The organism is Pseudomonas sp. MS01C9 (assembly GCF_058202755.1).
On record NZ_CM177073.1, the window covers coordinates 2,590,001 to 2,608,367 of the forward strand.

The window sequence follows — 18,367 nt, forward strand, 5'->3', positions numbered from 1 at the left end:
CACACGGCGGGTGCTAACGTCCGTCGTGAAAAGGGAAACAACCCAGACCGTCAGCTAAGGTCCCAAAGTTATGGTTAAGTGGGAAACGATGTGGGAAGGCTTAGACAGCTAGGAGGTTGGCTTAGAAGCAGCCACCCTTTAAAGAAAGCGTAATAGCTCACTAGTCGAGTCGGCCTGCGCGGAAGATGTAACGGGGCTCAAACCATACACCGAAGCTACGGGTATCACGTAAGTGATGCGGTAGAGGAGCGTTCTGTAAGCCTGTGAAGGTGAGTTGAGAAGCTTGCTGGAGGTATCAGAAGTGCGAATGCTGACATGAGTAACGACAATGGGTGTGAAAAACACCCACGCCGAAAGACCAAGGTTTCCTGCGCAACGTTAATCGACGCAGGGTTAGTCGGTCCCTAAGGCGAGGCTGAAAAGCGTAGTCGATGGAAAACAGGTTAATATTCCTGTACTTCTGGTTATTGCGATGGAGGGACGGAGAAGGCTAGGCCAGCTTGGCGTTGGTTGTCCAAGTTTAAGGTGGTAGGCTGAAATCTTAGGTAAATCCGGGGTTTCAAGGCCGAGAGCTGATGACGAGTTACCCTCTGGGTGACGAAGTGGTTGATGCCATGCTTCCAAGAAAAGCTTCTAAGCTTCAGATAACCAGGAACCGTACCCCAAACCGACACAGGTGGTTGGGTAGAGAATACCAAGGCGCTTGAGAGAACTCGGGTGAAGGAACTAGGCAAAATGGCACCGTAACTTCGGGAGAAGGTGCGCCGGTGAGGGTGAAGCACTTGCTGCGTAAGCCCACGCCGGTCGAAGATACCAGGCCGCTGCGACTGTTTATTAAAAACACAGCACTCTGCAAACACGAAAGTGGACGTATAGGGTGTGACGCCTGCCCGGTGCCGGAAGGTTAATTGATGGGGTTAGCTAACGCGAAGCTCTTGATCGAAGCCCCGGTAAACGGCGGCCGTAACTATAACGGTCCTAAGGTAGCGAAATTCCTTGTCGGGTAAGTTCCGACCTGCACGAATGGCGTAACGATGGCGGCGCTGTCTCCACCCGAGACTCAGTGAAATTGAAATCGCTGTGAAGATGCAGTGTATCCGCGGCTAGACGGAAAGACCCCGTGAACCTTTACTATAGCTTTGCACTGGACTTTGAATTTGCTTGTGTAGGATAGGTGGGAGGCTTTGAAGCGTGGACGCCAGTCTGCGTGGAGCCATCCTTGAAATACCACCCTGGCAACTTTGAGGTTCTAACTCAGGTCCGTTATCCGGATCGAGGACAGTGTATGGTGGGTAGTTTGACTGGGGCGGTCTCCTCCTAAAGAGTAACGGAGGAGTACGAAGGTGCGCTCAGACCGGTCGGAAATCGGTCGTAGAGTATAAAGGCAAAAGCGCGCTTGACTGCGAGACAGACACGTCGAGCAGGTACGAAAGTAGGTCTTAGTGATCCGGTGGTTCTGTATGGAAGGGCCATCGCTCAACGGATAAAAGGTACTCCGGGGATAACAGGCTGATACCGCCCAAGAGTTCATATCGACGGCGGTGTTTGGCACCTCGATGTCGGCTCATCACATCCTGGGGCTGAAGCCGGTCCCAAGGGTATGGCTGTTCGCCATTTAAAGTGGTACGCGAGCTGGGTTTAGAACGTCGTGAGACAGTTCGGTCCCTATCTGCCGTGGACGTTTGAGATTTGAGAGGGGCTGCTCCTAGTACGAGAGGACCGGAGTGGACGAACCTCTGGTGTTCCGGTTGTCACGCCAGTGGCATTGCCGGGTAGCTATGTTCGGAAAAGATAACCGCTGAAAGCATCTAAGCGGGAAACTTGCCTCAAGATGAGATCTCACTGGAGCCTTGAGCTCCCTGAAGGGCCGTCGAAGACTACGACGTTGATAGGCAGGGTGTGTAAGCGCTGTGAGGCGTTGAGCTAACCTGTACTAATTGCCCGTGAGGCTTGACCATATAACACCCAAGCAATCTGTCGACTCGACAGAGACCAGATTGCGGTGTTGTGAAGACGAAACGAACCGAAAGTTCGAACGTGCTTGCAGGCAACACACAAACTATCGCATACCCATTCGCTGGAACGTGACCGTAAGGCACGCGCTGGCTACCGAATTTCTTGACGACCATAGAGCGTTGGAACCACCTGATCCCATCCCGAACTCAGAAGTGAAACGATGCATCGCCGATGGTAGTGTGGGGTTTCCCCATGTGAGAGTAGGTCATCGTCAAGATTAAATTCCGAAACCCCTATCTGCTGACGCAGGTAGGGGTTTTGTTTTAGTAGAAGTTGCTGATTTTTTACCGGCACGTTGCTGTTGGACGGGCCGGTCACAGAATTTCTTGACGACCATAGAGCGTTGGAACCACCTGATCCCATCCCGAACTCAGAAGTGAAACGATGCATCGCCGATGGTAGTGTGGGGTTTCCCCATGTGAGAGTAGGTCATCGTCAAGATTGAATTCCCAAAACCCCTGTCTGCTGACGTAGACAGGGGTTTTGTCGTTTGGGCCCGGTGATCGGAGAGACGCCCGACGACCAGCAAACTCCGAGGCCGTTGCTATGCTGTGAATGTCGGGCATCGGCAAAAAACAAGCCCGTGAGGTCTATGTGCCACTGGTCATGGGGATTCCAATAATGAAAAACCCTTATGCTCCCGGGTTCTGGTGCGCCATCGCGGCATTGGTGCTGCTTTCGGCTACTTATTTCTATGGTGTCATGCTGACTCACCAGATCGAAAAAGCACTGATTTTTTTAGACAGCGCTTCCGCCCTCATTGGCGTAATTTCCATCGCTGTCGTGGCCTGGGCATCGGTGCAAGGCCAACGCATCAAGAAGAAACACCTGGACCAAGGCAAGACCCTGGTGCTGATCTGGGATACCAAGGTAGCGTTACGGCGGGTCGAAACAGTGTTCGATCGTTACTTCTGGGGCAGTTACTGGCAGCCAGGCCGTACATTCCAGGAGGTCATGGGGGAACTCACCGGCACCCCGCTGGAAAAAAGTCTCGAGGCCCTGAAAGTCCAATGCGCTGCCCTGGATAAGCAAGTCGCGCAAGAAGGTTGGCATTGGCTCAACAATGCCCGTGAGTTGTGTGATGTCGCCAACGCTATGGCTCGTGAGCGTTATCAACTGGACTTCTGTGACCCTCGCGCCGAGTCATCGGGCGCTGCGGTGATCAACCGCGACTTTGAAGTGTTGGTGTACACCTGGACGGCACGGCTCAGGACTTTCGATCACCAACTCGACGAGATTGAAGTCCAATATTCGTAGACCACCTCTCAAGAATTCGCTTTTCCCCCTTTAAACATTGGGCCTCCAAGGGGCCTGATGGTAATCTCCCCCGCACTTCACGGCGTCGAGCCACCCCCTTTCGCGGGCCAGGGAAGACGGCGACTTTCAACCAATGGATATCGATCGGGTCACTCATGAATAAATCAGCAAGCGTACTCCTGGGAATCGTTGTGGTTGTCGGTGCGATCAGCGCGGGCGGCGCCTGGTACACCGGCACCAAGCTCGAAGGAGTGCTGCAGAACGCGATTGCCGACAGTAACAAGCAGATGGCGATTGCCCTGACCGGTTCCAACAGTTCGTCCTCCATTGAACTGGTTTCGCTGGAGCGAGGGATTTTCAGCAGCACCGCCCGTTATCGCCTCAAGGGTGAAGGCGAGATGTTTGGCGGCGAAGCGGTCGAGTTGCAGCTGGTAGACAATATCGAACATGGACCGCTGCCATTTTCGCGCTTGATGACACTCAAGTGGCTGCCGGTCATGGCGACCAGCCATACAGAAATCGAGCGCAACCCGCTGACCGATAAATGGTTTGCCGCCGCCAAGGATAAGTCGCCGGTCAAAGGCGTGTTCAACCTGGGTTACGATCAGTCGGTCAACGGTACCTTGGAGCTGCTGCCCCTGGACACCAAGCTGGATGAGCAATCCCATCTGATCTTCTCTGGCCTCAAGTTTGACCTGGCCGCCAGCGCCCAGGCCGAGAAGATCAAGCTCGATGGCTACATGGACAACCTCAAGCTGACCACCGTCGCAGAGGATCAAAGCCCGGTACAGGTTGAACTCAACGGGCTCACGCTCGCCAGCAACCTGAGCAAGAGTTCTTACGGCTATTACCTGGGTGAGAACGCCGTGATCCTGAGCAATACCAAGGCCATCTTCGGTGAGCAGAAGTCGGTGGTGGGCTTGAAGAATCTGGAGATGAAGAACAGCAGCACCGAGAGCGGCACCAATGCTTCGGGGCGTGCCGATTACAAAATCGGCGAGTTGTCGTTCAACGAGAAGGCTATCGGCTCGGCACACATGGCGCTGAGCCTGAAGAACCTGGACGTTCCCGCTACGATGTCACTGATGCAGCTCTATCAGACCAAGCTGCAGCCTTATGAAAAGGCCGCAGCCGAGGCCGCTGAAGCAGGCGAGCCGGCTCCAGAGCTGAACCTGACCGAGGCAGAAGAGAAGCAGGTCAAGGCTGATCTTGAAAAGATCCTGGCCGGCAGTCCTCAAGTGGCGGTGGAAAAACTGGCGTTCAGCACTCCTAACGGCGAGAGCAGCGCCAGCCTGGTCATTAACCTGGCCAAGCCTCAGTCCATGGACCTGCCACCTGACGAACTGGGGCGGCAACTGCTCGCACTGTTGGAGCTCAACGTGAAGGTGTCCAAGCCGATGCTGGCTGACCTGGCGACCGTACAGGCACAAATGGAAGGTCAGACCGACGCCAAGTTGATCGCCGATCAGGCGACGGCCACCAGCGACATGTTCAGTGCGATGGCAGTCGGCACTCAGCTGGCTACCCTGGAAGGCAATGACGTGGTGACCAGGCTGCGCTATGCCAACGATCAGGTCGACTTCAATGGCCAGAAGATGACTGTAGAGCAGTTCACCACTTTCGTGATGAATCAGGTAGGTGGCGGCGTCGCTGTTCAGTAATTCTCGCCAGCGACATCCAGAACCGGTCCGTGCATTGCGCACGGGCCGGTTTTTTTTGTCCGCTCACAAGGGGTTAGCAAATCTGACGGATTCTGAAGAATTGTTGCGTTCCGAAAAATGACCCGCATGGGGATGCAAGACTTAGCCCATTAGAGCTTGGCTGGATTCCTTTGATCCGGCTTCCTGTGTGATGGGCAAGGGGGCACTGCGACCCGGCTGGCCATGTAAGGGTGCTGACGAATGCCGCGTACCGTAGGTCCTTTTATTCAATGTGGTTTGCGCCCGTTGTTTGGCGTCGTGCTGTGCAGCCAATTGTGCTGGCCTGTACTGGGCTTTGCCGATACCGCCTATGACGAAGCGGTTCGTGACGCCCGTGCCGGTCGTCATGCGCCCGCCTTGGTTGCGTTGCGCGGGGTGCCGGTCGGCCAAGCCAGTACCGCGCAGATCAGCGATCATCTGCAGATCGCCAGCTGGGCCGGTCTGGATGCCGAAGTGGTGCAGGTTTATGAAAGCCAGGGTCGCTATCGCGATCTGCCAGTCCAGGCGCTGAGCGCTACGGCTCGGGCTTATCGTAATCTCAAACGCTGGGATCTGGCTGCCGAAGTCTATCGCCAGGCGCAGTTGAAAGATCCCCGCAACCCCGACCTGCAGCTCGGCCTGGCATTGACCCAGGCTGACGCGGGCAAGCCCGACGAAGCCGTTGCTCGTGCCAGGGCCATGGTTGCCGCCAAGCCCGAAGATCCGATGCGTCGCATGGCCCTGGGCTATGCACTGACACGTGCCGGCAATCCCCATGAGGCGCTGTTCGAATATGACCAGGCCTTCACTCGCGCCGGCAACAAGCCTGAAATCGCCCGGGAATATATCGACGCCCTGCAACGGGCTCGTCTGCCGGAGCCGGCGTTGCGCCTGGCCCGTCTGCAGCCAGGGTTGATCGAGCGTGGTGTACAGCGGCGCCTGGAAGGCGATGTGGCCGCTGAGCGGGTTCGCCTGGCGGACATGGCCACCCGCAGTGAAAAAGAGCGTTTTGTCATCGCTGATCGTGCCTTGGCCGATTACGACAAATTGCTTGCGACCTGGACGCCGGTAGCCGAGGCTCACGATGATGTGCTCCGCTGGCGTATCGACCGCATGGGCGCTCTGAACGCTCGCGCTTATCGGGCAGAGGTGATCGCCGAATACCAGAAGTTGCGCGCCGAGGGAGTGAGCATCCCCACGTATGCGTTGCGCTGGGTGGCGTCCTCCTATCTCGAGCAACGCCAGCCCGAAATCGCCGTCGATCTCTATCGTCAGGTCCTGACGGCGCCGGACGCCGATGCGGCGGATCGCTTCGAGGACAGCACGGCACTTTATTACGCCCTGCTGGAAAGCGAAAAGTCAGAGGAGGCCCGGGCCTTGGCCGAGGATCTGGCAAAGTCCCAGCGTCCGCGCGTCGAGCTCAAGGGGCTGCCCATCGGTAACCCCAACGATGAATGGATGGATGCCCAGCTGCTGGCTGCCCAGGCTGGTACCTACGGTGCGGATTATCCCTCTGCCGAAGCGAGCTTGGACACCTTGGTCAATCAGGGACCGGGCAACATCGGCTTGCGCCTGGCCCAGGCCGATCTGTATCGGGCCCGCGAATGGCCGCGACGCTCGGAAAACCTGCTCAAGGAGGTCGAGACGACCACCCCGCGCAACCGCGACCTGGAGGTCGCCCAGGCCCGCACCGCCATGGAGTTGCAGGAGTGGCGGCAACTGGATGCGCTGACTGACGATGTGGTGGCCCGCTACCCGGAGAACGCTCACGTCAAGCGCCTGCAACGCCAGCGCGAGGTGCACGACATGGCCGAGCTGCGTATCGAAGCCTACACCGGCAAGAGCTACGGTGGTGGCAACGGTGAGGCCGGCGCGGTGACCGGCAGCCGGGATTTTGGCATCGAGACCTTGCTTTATAGCCCACCCATCGACGAAGACTGGCGACTGTTCGGCGGCGCCGGCTACGCCACGGGGGATTTCGAGGAAGGGACCGGCCATCACCGCTGGCAGCGCCTTGGTGTGGAACGGCGCACCCGGGACATGACGCTGGAGGCGGAAGTCTCGAATCACGTCTACGGTTCTGGCGATAAACAGGGCGCACGCCTGGCCGTGGCCCGGGATATCGACGATCACTGGCAGTACGGCGGCAGCCTGGATTACCTCTCGGCGAACACGCCGTTGAGAGCCCTCAACAGCGGCATCCGCGCCAACGGTGGCAGTGGTTTCGTTCGCTGGCGTGCCCATGAGAGTCGTGAGTGGCGACTGACCGTCAGCCCGTCCCATTTCAGCGATGGCAACAATCGTCTCGAGGCTTTGCTGAGTGGCCGCGAAGGACTTTACAGCGCCCCTCGGCTGCAGGTGGAGCTGGGCCTGGAAGTGAGCGCCAGCCGCAACAGTGGAACCGACGAAGTCCCGTACTTCAACCCCAAGTCGGACCTGGGCGTGATGCCCACCCTGACCGCCAACCATGTTTTGCACCGCCGCTATGAGACCACCTGGAGCCAGCAGTTCCAGGTCGGCGCCGGCACCTACAGCCAGCGCGACCATGGTACGGGTGCCATGGGCCTGCTGGGCTACGGCCAGCGTTTCATCTGGAACGATGTGCTCGAGGCCGGTGCCGCGCTGAGCTGGCTCAACCGCCCCTACGACGGCGATCGCGAGAGCGATCTGCGCCTGCTTGTCGACCTCACCTATCGCTTCTAGAAGAGTTTGAAGATGCCTGTCATTTCGCGATTCATCCTTCTGCTGGGCGTCTTGCTGGTCAGCGCCTGTGCCCAGCAGGCCCCGGCCTTCACGCCTCCTTCGCAGCGCCCGCTGGCGGCCAACGAGGCGCCCTGGCCAAAGAACCACGTACTTGGCATCGCCTACCACGATGTGAACGACCGTGATCCGGACCAGGCGCTGGTGGCCGTGCGCACCGAGCGCCTGATCGAACAGTTGGCCTGGCTGCGGGAAAACAACTATCAGCCGGTCACGGTGGACCAAATCATCACAGCCCGCAACGGCGGTCCGCAGTTGCCGCCACGGGCGGTGTTACTGAGTTTCGACGACGGTTACTCCAGTTTCTACACCCGCGTGATGCCGATCCTGCGTGCCTATAACTGGCCGGCGATCCTGGCTCCGGTGGGCAGCTGGATCGATACGCCGTCGAACCAGACGGTGGACTTCGCCGGTGTGCCGCGCAAGCGTTCGGAGTTCCTCACCTGGGAGCAGATCCGCGAAGTCTCCAAGTCTGGCCTGGTGGAAATCGCCGCGCATACCGATGCCAATCACAAAGGCGTGCTTGCCAATCCGCAAGGCAACCAGCAACCTGCGGCGACAACCCGACGCTACGATCCCGCCACCGGACGCTATGAAACCGAAGCCGACTTCCAGGCTCGCCTGCGCCAGGACGTGGCGGCGATCTCCGAAAAGATCCGCAAGGTTGCCGGCTACAATCCGCGCGTCTGGGTCTGGCCGTACGGGGAAGCGGACGGTACTGCATTGCAGGTGATTGGCGACCACGGCTATCAGATGGCCCTGACGCTGGAGGATGGCCTCGACAGCCTCTCCAACCTGATGAGCGGGCCGCGATTCCTGGTGGCTTCCGATCCGGATGGCGCGCACTTCGCCGAAAGCATGGTTTCGGTGCAGACGATGGACCCGATGCGAGTGGTCCATGTCGACCTGGATTACGTCTATGACCCGGATCCCGTGCAACAGGAAGCCAACGTCGGCAAGTTGATCCAGCGCATCTACGACCTGGGCGCCAATACCGTGTTCCTGCAGGCTTTCGCCGACCCTAAAGGTGACGGCCTGGTGCACTCGCTGTACTTCCCCAACCGTCACCTGCCCGTACGGGCGGACTTGTTCGACCGGGTGGCATGGCAACTGAAAACCCGAGCGAACGCCAAGGTTTTCGCCTGGATGCCCGTGCTCGGTTTTGCCCTGGACTCGAAGCTGCCGCGCGTGCAGCGTTGGGACCCGGAGACTGGCAGGACCGGCATCGCCAAGGATCAGTACGTCCGCTTGTCACCCTTCGACCCGAAGGTTCGGCATGTGATCGGCGAGATCTACGAGGACATGGCGCGAATGAGCTCGGTGGACGGCGTTCTGTACCATGACGACGCGGTGTTCTCCGACTTCGAGGATGCCGGCCCCGCTGCCTTGAAGGTCTATGCCGCCAACGGCCTCTCGACCTCCATCGCAGCCCTGCGGGACGACCCGGCGGCCATGCAGCGCTGGACTCGCTTCAAGAGCCGCTACCTGATCGATTTCACCCAGGAGCTCACTGCCAAGGTCCGGGCGATCCGTGGCCCGCAGGTGCAGACGGCCCGCAATCTGTTCGCCGAGCCCATGCTCAACCCTGAAAGCGAGGCCTGGTTTGCCCAGAATCTCGACGACTTCCTTGGTGCCTACGACTGGACGGCACCGATGGCCATGCCGTTGATGGAAAAGCAGACTCGCCGGCAGTCCGGCCCCTGGCTCGAACGCCTGGTCAACACGGTCAAGGCTCGTCCCGGCGCGCTCCAGCGCACCGTGTTCGAACTGCAGGCACGGGACTGGCACAGCCAACCGGCCAAGGACATCGACGGTGAACAACTGGCCGAATGGATGGGCGTGTTGAAACGCCAGGGCGTGACCAGTTTGGGCTACTACCCGGACAACTTCATCGAAGACCAGCCCGCCGTGAAAACCGTGCGCCCTGCGCTCTCCAACAAGTGGAATCCTTGACATGCTCGACAGACTGCTCGCCCTGCTGGTGCTGGCGATTGTCCTTGGGGTACCCCTGGGCCTGATCTTCCTGGTCACCGGGCAATTTCTGATGGACTTCGTATTCTTCTACCCGCTGTTCATGTCCGGTTTATGGATTGCCGGTGGCCTGTATTTCTGGCTGCACTGGGAGCGCCACTGGCCATGGAAGGATGACACCCTGCCGCCGCCCCTGGCCGGCGAGCCGCTGATCAGCATCCTGGTTCCATGCTTCAACGAAGGCGACAACGTTGCCGATACCATCCACGCAGCGTTGGGCCAGCACTACCCGAACATCGAAGTGATCGCCATCAACGATGGCTCCAAGGACAGCACCGGCGCGGTACTGGATCAGTTGGCGACGCAAGACCCACGTCTGCGCGTGCTGCACCTGGCAGAGAATCAGGGCAAGGCCGTGGCCCTGCGCATGGGCGCCATTGCCGCGCGCAGCGAATACCTGGTGTGCATCGACGGTGACGCGCTGCTGGCGCCCAATACCTGCGCCTACCTGGTGGCGCCGATGCTGGACAATGCCCGCCTTGGCGCCGTGACCGGCAACCCGCGCATCCGCACCCGCTCCACCTTGGTGGGCCGGGTCCAGGTGGGGGAGTTTTCTTCGATCATTGGCTTGATCAAGCGAACGCAGCGGGTCTTCGGACGGATCTTCACCGTCTCCGGCGTGATCGTCGCCTTCCGGCGCACGGCCCTGCACCGGGTCGGCTATTGGAGCCCGGATATGATCACCGAGGACATCGACATCAGCTGGAAGCTGCAACTGGATCACTGGAGCATCTTCTACGAGCCCCGGGCGCTGTGCTGGATCCTGATGCCCGAAACCCTGCGCGGTCTGTGGCGGCAACGGCTGCGCTGGGCCCAGGGCGGTGCCGAGGTGCTGTTCAAGAACATTCGCGGCATCTGGCAATACCGGCATCGTTACCTGTGGCCGCTGCTGTTCGAATATTGCCTGTCCACCGGGTGGGCGTTCACCTTCCTGCTGTCGGTGGTTTTCTGGGGCGCCGGCAAATTCGTCGAGATGCCGGCGGCCATCGCCGTGGACCACCTGATGCCGCCGGCCTTCACCGGACTGTTGCTGGCGGTGGTGTGCCTGATGCAGTTCGCCGTGAGCATCCTGATCGATCGCCGCTACGAAAAAGGCCTGTGGCACATCATGTTCTGGGTGGTCTGGTACCCACTGGTGTTCTGGCTGATCAGCCTGTTCACGACCCTGGTGAGCTTTCCCAAAGTGTTGTTCGGACAGCATCAGAAGCGTGCGCGCTGGATCAGTCCGGACCGCGGCATCAAACCCTTCGGTGAGCAAGAAGAGGAAGTGATCCGATGAAAATTATCAGGACCCGCCAGCGACCTTTTCTGGTCATCATCGATGTGTGTTTTACCGTACTGGCGTGGATCGGACTGCTGTACCTGCTGATCAACGGGTTATGGCCGCTATTCGACGGCCACGCAGGCCCACGCCTGGGAGGCGCGTGGCTGGAAACCCTCGGGACGCTGCAGATCTACGGTTGGGTGGCGCTGGTCAATGCGCTGATCCTGATTGGCTGGGCACGTTACCAGCAGCGCAAGAGCGGCCGTTTCGCCCAGCGCCGGCTACCGGCGCCGGTGGTGGACGATCGACGCCTGAGCGAGAGTTTCAAATTGACCGATGAGCGCCTGGACACCCTGCGCCAGCCTGGTTCGAAGATCATTCATAACAACCAGGACGGCGACATCAGCCATGTCGTGCCGCATTTCCATGTGCTCCCCAAGGAACTGCAACCGCCGCCTTTGGCGCCGCTGGAGCATTCGGGAGTGATCCATCTGGCTGATCATCCCGCGTAGGGGTTGGTATCGCCTTCGCAGGCAAGCCCGCTCCAAGGATGGGGCAATGCAGCACAAGGCACGAACGTCACGGTTTGCTGCGCCGGTCGGCTCAAAGCGTCGAGAAGTCACGAATAAGTCGCCACGCCTCGTCTACCGGCAATGGTTGCTTCATGCGCTGGGCCAACGCCGCCATGGCCCGGCCTTCATCACAGGCCACTGCGGCGGCGACGACGCCGTTCTTGCCCAACAGGCCGATGAAGGGCGGATGTTCAGGCGTGCCTTTGAATTGCACCTCGTCCCACTGCTCGGCATGGCCGAGGTAGTCGTAGCGTTTTCCGAAGTGATAGGTCCAGAAAAACGGTACATCCAGGTAGTGTTCATCCCCGCCGAGCATGTTCGCGGCGGCGATGCGCGCCTGTTGCTGGGCCAGGCGCCAGTGTTCGATGCGTCGGGGCTGGCCGTCGAGGGGAAAGGTCGCGATGTCGCCGACGGCCCATACCCCATCGGTCACGCGCATGCCCGCGTCGACCCTCACGGACTGGTCCTTTTCCCTGGGCAGTTCAATGAACGGCTCGGTGGCCGGACGCACGCCGATACCGACAATCACCAGGTCCGCTGCAAAGCGCTGGCCATTATCCAGCACCACGGCTTCCACCTGGCCGCGGCCTTCGATCCGCGCCGCTTCGCCATCGGTGTGATACACCACGCCATTGGCCCGATGGCGGGCCAGGATCGCCTGGCCGACGCTCTCGCCCAACTGCTTGGCGAACGGTACGGGATGGCGAGCCAGCACGGTGACGCTCAGCTCGCGCTTGCGCAGCGATGAGGCAACCTCCATGGCAATGAAACTGTCGCCGATGATCACCGCTCGTTGACCCGCTCGGGCGTTCTCAAGGATTTGCCGGGTATGTTCCAGGTTGCGCAATACGAACACCTGCGGCAGATCGATGCCCGGCAGATCCGGAATCCTGGGGGAGCCGCCGGTGGCGATCAGCACGGCGTCGTATTCCAGCCACCGGTCATCGGCGAGCCTGATCCGGCGGGAGTCGCAATCCAGGCCAGTGACTTCGCCCTGGATCCGTTCGATACGTTGCTGGATGAAATAAGTGTCATCGCGCAGCGGTGGCGTTTCGTCGACGCTCATGTCGCCGGCCAGGACATATTTGCTCAGCACGGTGCGGTCATATCCGGCCCCCGCTTCACGGTCGATCATCTGGATGCGGCCGCCGAAACCTTTCTCCCGCAACGCCGCCGCGCAAGCCGTGCCGGCGGCACCGGCGCCGATGATGACAAAGGTGCGTGAGTCGTCGGCCGGCGGGATTTTCTCGGCCGGCAACGGTTGATCATCGACCCAGACCTCGTCGCCTTTCACTTCGACGTGATAGCGCGCCAGGCTATCGAGCGCCGGCGGTTCGCACAGGGCGCCGTCTTCTGCCCGGAACGCCGCCTTGTGCCAGGGACAGATCAGCCTTCCATGACACACCGCGCCCTTGGCCAAGGGCGCCCCGGCGTGTGGGCATCTGCCCTGGAAAGCACGTACCTGGTCGCCTGCGCGCAGCAGCAGGATGGTCGTGTCGTTGATCTTCACTTCGAGGCCGCGGTCCTCGCGCACATCCGCGAAGCGGGCGACTTGATGCACAGGCATGGTCGGTCTCCGGCAGGCGTTTCCCATTAGAACCGAAGGACCGGAACGAGGTTCAGCGTAATTGTCACTGCAACCCGGCGGGCGCTGCGGCTATAGTTCGCAAGCCGTCCATGGCCTGAACCGCATAAGGTGCCCGGTATGACTCGATTGACCTCACTTGCTCCCTGGCTGGCCGCCGTTGCCCTCGTGTTGTGCGCACAGGCAACCGTCCAGGCGCAGGAGCGCTTCACCCTCAGCATTCCCGGTGTGTCGGACGACCGCCTCTTCACCGCAGCGGCCGCCAGCGATGCGAACAATTGCGGCGGCAAGAACGTTTCCCCGGCCCTGAGCTGGAACGCCGGCCCGCCCGGCACCCTCAGCTACGCCATCGTCATGCATGATCCGGATGGTCAGAAAGGCCAGGGCGTCGACCATTGGGTGCATTACGGCATCAAGGCCTCCACGCGGCAGATTCCGGCAGGCGTGGGTGCCAAGTCGGCGCTGGAAGGCGTGAGCGGCACCAACAGCAAGAATACCCATGGCTATATCGGCCCTTGTCCACCTGTCGGTGACAGCGCCCACCATTACCTGATCCAGATCTACGCCCTGGACTTGCCACCCGAAGCGCTGCCTGCCGGCCTGACCCGTGCCCAATTGATGGAAAAGATCAAAGGCCATGTGTTGCGCAACAGCAGCGTGGTGCGTCGTTACCACCGCTGATCCGGAACGCCCCCGTCATTCGTGGCGGGAAGGCCGATATTCCCCGGGCCGCCAGGCGGCCCTCATCACAAAATTGGCATCAGGCGGCAAAAGCGAGCACTATCGAGCCCCTGATCACTGCCGGAGATGGCGATGACGCAGAAACCCGACGGCATCGCCCGCCTGAAGAACTGCCCCACCAAGGGCGACGAAATACGCCAGGCCATCGCGCGCAGTCGCAAGGATTACCTGCCTGAAGACGAGGCCGAAGACGCCGAGCCAGGTCAACCACCGGTTCGACCCATGGACAACCGGGGCGACGACTGAACGGTCGTCCTCACTCAACTTTCTGCTATCTGCCTATGACTGCCACAACTCATCTACCAGGCGACCGATTCAGCCGGTCCGACTACAAGACCCTGGGCCTGGCCGCCCTCGGCGGCGCGCTGGAGATCTATGATTTCATCATTTTCGTCTTCTTCGCCCTGACGCTCAGCCAGCTGTTCTTCCCCCCGGAAATGCCCGAATGGTTGCGCTTGCTGCAAAGCTTCGGAATCTTTGCCACCGGCTATCTGGCTCGCCCCTTGGGCGGCATTCTCATGGCGCATTTTGCCGATCGCCTGGGACGCAAGCGGGTGTTCAGCCTGAGCATCCTGATGATGGCCTTGCCGTGCCTGCTCATCGGTGTGATGCCGACCTACGCGCAAATCGGTTATTTCGCGCCGTTGCTGTTACTGGCGTTGCGCATCCTGCAAGGGGCGGCGGTAGGGGGCGAGGTGCCGAGTGCCTGGGTGTTCGTGGCCGAACACGCACCGCCGCGACACCGAGGCTACGCCCTGGGCTTCCTCCAGGCCGGCCTGACGTTCGGCTACTTGTTGGGCGCCTTGACCGCCACGGCGCTGGCACGGCTGTTCACTCCTGAGGAAATTCTCGACTATGCCTGGCGGCTGCCTTTCCTGCTGGGTGGCGTCTTTGGTGTGATCGGAGTCTGGCTGCGTCGCTGGCTGAGCGAAACACCGATTTTCATGGCCCTGCAAGCCAACCGTGAAGGCGCGGCGGAACTGCCCCTGCGCACCGTGCTGCGCGACTATCGCCACGCCTTGTTGCCTGCCGCCATCCTTACATGCGTGCTGACCTCCGCCGTGGTGGTGTTCGTGGTCATCACCCCGACCGTCATGCAGAAGAGCTTCGGCATGACTCCTGGCCAGACGTTCGCCCTGAGTAGCCTGGGCATCGTTTTCCTGAACATCGGCTGCGTCCTCGCCGGCCTTATCGTCGACCGCATCGGCGCCTGGCGCGCGGTCATGCTCTACAGTCTGCTGCTGCCGCTGGGCATTGCGCTGCTCTACGCCAGCCTGATCGGCGGCGGTGCCTGGCTGGGCCTGGCCTACGCGGTGGCAGGCCTGGGCTGTGGCGTGGTGGGGGCGGTGCCTTCGGTGATGGTCAACCTGTTCCCGGCCAGGATCCGTGTGTCCGGCATCTCGTTCACCTACAACATCGCCTATGCGCTATGGGCCAGCATGACGCCGTTGCTGCTGATTGCACTGGTGCCCTGGAGCCCATGGGTGTGTGTGGCCTATTGCGGGGTCATGGGCGCGGTGGGGGTGGGTGCGGCGGCGTATTTTTCGGGGCGGGCCACGAAGTCGGCGCTATCGCCGTTGGTGTGTGAGTCCTAGGTTTGCGCGACGACGCCCTGCCGCGGGCCCGGTCAGCCTCATCAGAGGCGTTCGCGCAGAAAGTCCACAAAGGCCCGGGTACGTGCCGAGCGTCGGCGGTCGCTGCTGAAGACTGCGTTGATGGGCAGGGCGGTTGGTTGGTAATCCTCAAGCAGCTGCGACACGGCTCCCTGACGCAGGTCGGCGGCAAACAACCACTGGGGTGAAAGGCAAATGCCCAGGCCCGACAGCACCATTTCCCGAATGGCCTCGCTACTGTTGCTGGTGACGTTGCCCTTGATCGTCACGCAGTGTTGCCTGCCTTCCTGGTCGAAACGCCAGGTGTCGTAGTGCTCCAGCAGTGTAAAGCCCAGGCAGTTATGGTGGATCAGATCCGCCGGCTCGAGCGGCGTGCCGTATCGCTGCAGATAGGCCGCAGACGCGTAGACCCGGCGCGGACTGTCGCCGAGGGAGACGGCCACCAGCCCTTCGTTCTTAACCGCGCCGATGCGAATGGCCAGATCGATGTTTTCCTTCAGCACATCTTCGTTCTGGTCATTGAGCCGCAGGTCGATCCGCACCTTGGGATGGCGCGCCAGGAACTCGCCCAGCAGCGGCGCGATGCATAGCCGCCCGAAGCTGACTGGCGCCGCCACACGCAAGGGGCCGGCGATCTCTTCCTGTCCGCTGGCGAAACTGAGCCGGGCCGCGTCCAGGCTGGCGAGTATCTCCTTGCTTTGCGCGTAGAAACGCTGGCCCTGGTCGGTCAGCGCAAGCTGGCGGGTGCTGCGGGCAAGCAACGCGCCACCCAGATGCCGCTCCAGCGCACGGACCTGCTTGCTCACCGCCGGTTGGCCCAGGTTCAGTTCCCTGGCGACAGCCGAGAACGAGCCGCGCTCCACCACCCGTACGAATACCTGCATCGCGTCGAACAGATCCATCGGAATTTGGCCTCTTCATGGAATAAAACCTATCCGTGCTTGCTTACTTATCGGAATGCATCGTGGGTTGCAACATGTACTCCACCCACTCATTGGAGGTCACTGACATGAACGACACCATGCTCGCCGCCATCGCTGAAACCGCCCAGGCCCCTTTGGTCATCCGCCCTGTTGCCCGGCCCGTGCCCGGCAAGGGGCAGGTCTTGATCAAGGTCCATGCCGCCGGCATCAACCCGCTGGATACCAAGATAGCGACGGGAGGCGGCGCCCATGCCCGTCAACCGCTGCCCGCAGTGCTGGGAATCGACCTGGCCGGCACGGTCGTCGAGCTGGGCGATGGCGTCACTGACTTCACCCGTGGAGATGAGGTATTCGGCATGGCTGCAGGAATCGGCGGAATCCAGGGCGCCCTGGCCCAATACGTTGCCGTCGATGCGTTGCTGATCGCACCCAAGCCCCGGTCGATGAGCATGCGTGAAGCAGCAGCCTTGCCGTTGGTCTTCATTACGGCCTGGGAAGGCCTGGTCGATCGCGCCAACGTCCGGGCCGGTCAACAGGTGCTGATCCATGGCGGCGCCGGCGGTGTCGGCCAGATGGCCGTGCAAATCGCCAAGGCCCGAGGCGCCAGGGTCTATGCCACCGGCTCGGCCGGCAGCCTGGACTTCATTCGCGAGCTGGGGGCCACCGCCATCGATTACCGGATCCAGGACACCGACAGCTACGTGCGCCTGCACACCGATGACGAAGGCTTCGATATTGTCTACGACACCGTTGGCGGCTCGACCCTGGATGCGTCGTTCAGCGCCGTGAAGGCGTACACCGGTCACGTGCTCAGTTGCCTGGGGTGGGGGCAGCACAGCCTGGCACCGCTGTCGTTTCGAGGCGCGAGTTATTCTGGGGTGTTCACCTTGATGCCCCTGCTGACCGGCAAGGGGCGCGAGCACCACGGGCAGATCCTGCGGCAGGCGGCGGCACTGGTCGAAGCCGGACAACTGCGGATCAAGGTGGACGAACATCGGTTTGGCCTGGACGACGTGAACGACGCGTTCAAGCAAGTGGCCCAGGGGCTTGGCGCAGGGAAGACGGTGGTTGACATATGAGCCATGGAAGCCAGCAAAGCCCAGTCTCCAGGACCTGGGCTTTGCTGGCTTGATGACGTTTCGCTGAAAAAATGCGCATGCAAGTGAAAAAGGTGACGTGAGAAACGCTCGGCTCCCTTAGAATGCCGCCGGTTTTTACTCTTCACTTTCCAGGGACGAATTCAGACATGCGCGTTTTTGCACTGTTGCTTGCCGCTTGCCTCATGGCGGGCTGTGCCTCCAAGCCGGACTACTATATTTCTCCCGCCCCCGTGACCATCCCCAAGACCGCCACCTATTGGATCGACACGTTCAATGTTGAAGTCGTAGGCAAGAACGAGCGTTTTCTGCCTGACGACAAAGTCCGTGACCAGCTGCACTCCGACCTGATCGTCCGCCTGCTCGACGGTAATCGCTATGCCGACAGCAAGGAAACCGCCGATTACCTGCTGGATGTGAACGCCGTCTACACACGCCGTATCCAGGACACCCAGGGCGGCTTCATGAGCAAGATCGTTGCCGACGGCACGTACCTCGCCAGCGTCGATTTCAGCTATCAGGTCAAGGTCAAGAAGGCCGGTGCCGAAGTACTGCACTTTGCCCAGGCCCGCGAAGGGCTGATGCCTGCAGGCGCGATGGGCCAGATGCAGAATATGAAAAGCATGATGGGGGCGCTGACCAACAAAGGTAATGCCGACGTCGAGGGTTACTACACCGGTGTGCTGAGCCGCTTTATCGCCGATGACCTGCAGGCCATTCCGTCCCGCTAGTCGGTTTGCATGCCTGGTCGCCTTCGGGGGGCCGGGCCTGCGATTGCAGAGCGCCGTAAAATAATGCCCGACCCTTAACCCGAATCCCCGATACCCCT

13 protein-coding genes and 3 rRNA genes (1 of these 16 only partly in view) are annotated in these 18,367 nt (G+C 60.7%); 14 read left to right on the top strand and 2 right to left on the bottom strand.

Annotated features, from left to right (window positions below):
• The 9 genes from AC1M7R_RS11960 to pgaD form a co-directional block, all read left to right on the top strand.
• Nucleotides 1–1,958: ribosomal RNA gene (locus tag AC1M7R_RS11960) — 23S ribosomal RNA — on the top strand; it begins 934 nt to the left of the window's first position.
• A 159-nt stretch (nt 1,959–2,117) separates the two neighbouring features.
• Nucleotides 2,118–2,233, top strand: a 5S ribosomal RNA gene (gene rrf, locus AC1M7R_RS11965).
• 108 nt (nt 2,234–2,341) lie between these two features.
• Nucleotides 2,342–2,457 (top strand): 5S ribosomal RNA (rrf, locus tag AC1M7R_RS11970).
• A gap of 180 nt (nt 2,458–2,637) precedes the next feature.
• Complete coding sequence (locus tag AC1M7R_RS11975) at nt 2,638–3,273, top strand: NADH:ubiquinone oxidoreductase subunit N (protein ID WP_072398950.1); 636 nt, start codon at nt 2,638–2,640, stop codon at nt 3,271–3,273.
• Between the two features lie 155 nt (nt 3,274–3,428).
• The gene (locus AC1M7R_RS11980; RefSeq protein WP_072432187.1) at nt 3,429–4,934 is read left to right on the top strand and encodes a YdgA family protein; all 1,506 of its coding nucleotides are present in this window, start codon (nt 3,429–3,431) and stop codon (nt 4,932–4,934) included.
• Between the two features lie 240 nt (nt 4,935–5,174).
• Entirely contained in the window at nt 5,175–7,655 is a 2,481-nt protein-coding gene (gene pgaA / locus AC1M7R_RS11985) for a poly-beta-1,6 N-acetyl-D-glucosamine export porin PgaA (protein WP_490610422.1), read from the top strand.
• A 12-nt stretch (nt 7,656–7,667) separates the two neighbouring features.
• A complete protein-coding gene (gene pgaB / locus AC1M7R_RS11990) occupies nt 7,668–9,665 on the top strand; it encodes a poly-beta-1,6-N-acetyl-D-glucosamine N-deacetylase PgaB (protein ID WP_490610423.1) in 1,998 nt (665 codons plus the stop codon).
• A gap of 1 nt (nt 9,666) precedes the next feature.
• Nucleotides 9,667–11,022: a poly-beta-1,6-N-acetyl-D-glucosamine synthase gene (gene pgaC / locus AC1M7R_RS11995; RefSeq protein ID WP_072398954.1), complete on the top strand. Its 1,356-nt coding sequence runs from the start codon at nt 9,667–9,669 to the stop codon at nt 11,020–11,022.
• On the top strand, nt 11,019–11,519 hold the full coding sequence (pgaD, locus tag AC1M7R_RS12000; RefSeq protein ID WP_072398955.1) for a poly-beta-1,6-N-acetyl-D-glucosamine biosynthesis protein PgaD: 501 nt from the start codon (nt 11,019–11,021) through the stop codon (nt 11,517–11,519). Before pgaC ends, pgaD begins: the two co-directional genes overlap by 4 nt.
• Nucleotides 11,520–11,610: 91 nt before the next feature.
• Here pgaD and AC1M7R_RS12005 read toward each other — a convergent pair whose 3' ends face one another.
• Entirely contained in the window at nt 11,611–13,146 is a 1,536-nt protein-coding gene (locus AC1M7R_RS12005) for an FAD-dependent oxidoreductase (RefSeq protein WP_103894845.1), read from the bottom strand.
• A 138-nt stretch (nt 13,147–13,284) separates the two neighbouring features.
• On the opposite strand from AC1M7R_RS12005, the gene AC1M7R_RS12010 reads away from it, so the two are divergent.
• From AC1M7R_RS12010 to AC1M7R_RS12020, 3 genes are all read left to right on the top strand, one after another.
• Complete coding sequence (locus AC1M7R_RS12010) at nt 13,285–13,845, top strand: YbhB/YbcL family Raf kinase inhibitor-like protein (RefSeq protein ID WP_072398957.1); 561 nt, start codon at nt 13,285–13,287, stop codon at nt 13,843–13,845.
• 132 nt (nt 13,846–13,977) lie between these two features.
• Nucleotides 13,978–14,151, top strand: coding sequence for a hypothetical protein (locus AC1M7R_RS12015; RefSeq protein ID WP_168199064.1), 174 nt, complete (start codon nt 13,978–13,980; stop codon nt 14,149–14,151).
• A gap of 35 nt (nt 14,152–14,186) precedes the next feature.
• The gene (locus AC1M7R_RS12020; RefSeq protein ID WP_072432191.1) at nt 14,187–15,500 is read left to right on the top strand and encodes an MFS transporter; all 1,314 of its coding nucleotides are present in this window, start codon (nt 14,187–14,189) and stop codon (nt 15,498–15,500) included.
• Between the two features lie 41 nt (nt 15,501–15,541).
• Here the strand turns inward: AC1M7R_RS12020 and AC1M7R_RS12025 are convergent, their stop codons facing one another.
• Nucleotides 15,542–16,420 (bottom strand): LysR family transcriptional regulator, encoded by an 879-nt coding sequence (locus AC1M7R_RS12025; RefSeq protein WP_072398959.1) that lies wholly within the window; start codon nt 16,418–16,420, stop codon nt 15,542–15,544.
• 107 nt (nt 16,421–16,527) lie between these two features.
• Between AC1M7R_RS12025 and AC1M7R_RS12030 the strand changes: the two genes are divergently transcribed.
• Nucleotides 16,528–17,520 carry a zinc-dependent alcohol dehydrogenase family protein gene (locus tag AC1M7R_RS12030; RefSeq protein ID WP_490610424.1) on the top strand — a complete coding sequence of 331 codons (993 nt, stop codon included), beginning with the start codon at nt 16,528–16,530 and terminating at the stop codon, nt 17,518–17,520.
• A gap of 167 nt (nt 17,521–17,687) precedes the next feature.
• A complete protein-coding gene (locus AC1M7R_RS12035; protein WP_072398961.1) occupies nt 17,688–18,269 on the top strand; it encodes a hypothetical protein in 582 nt (193 codons plus the stop codon).
• The last annotated feature ends 98 nt before the right edge of the window (nt 18,270–18,367 follow it).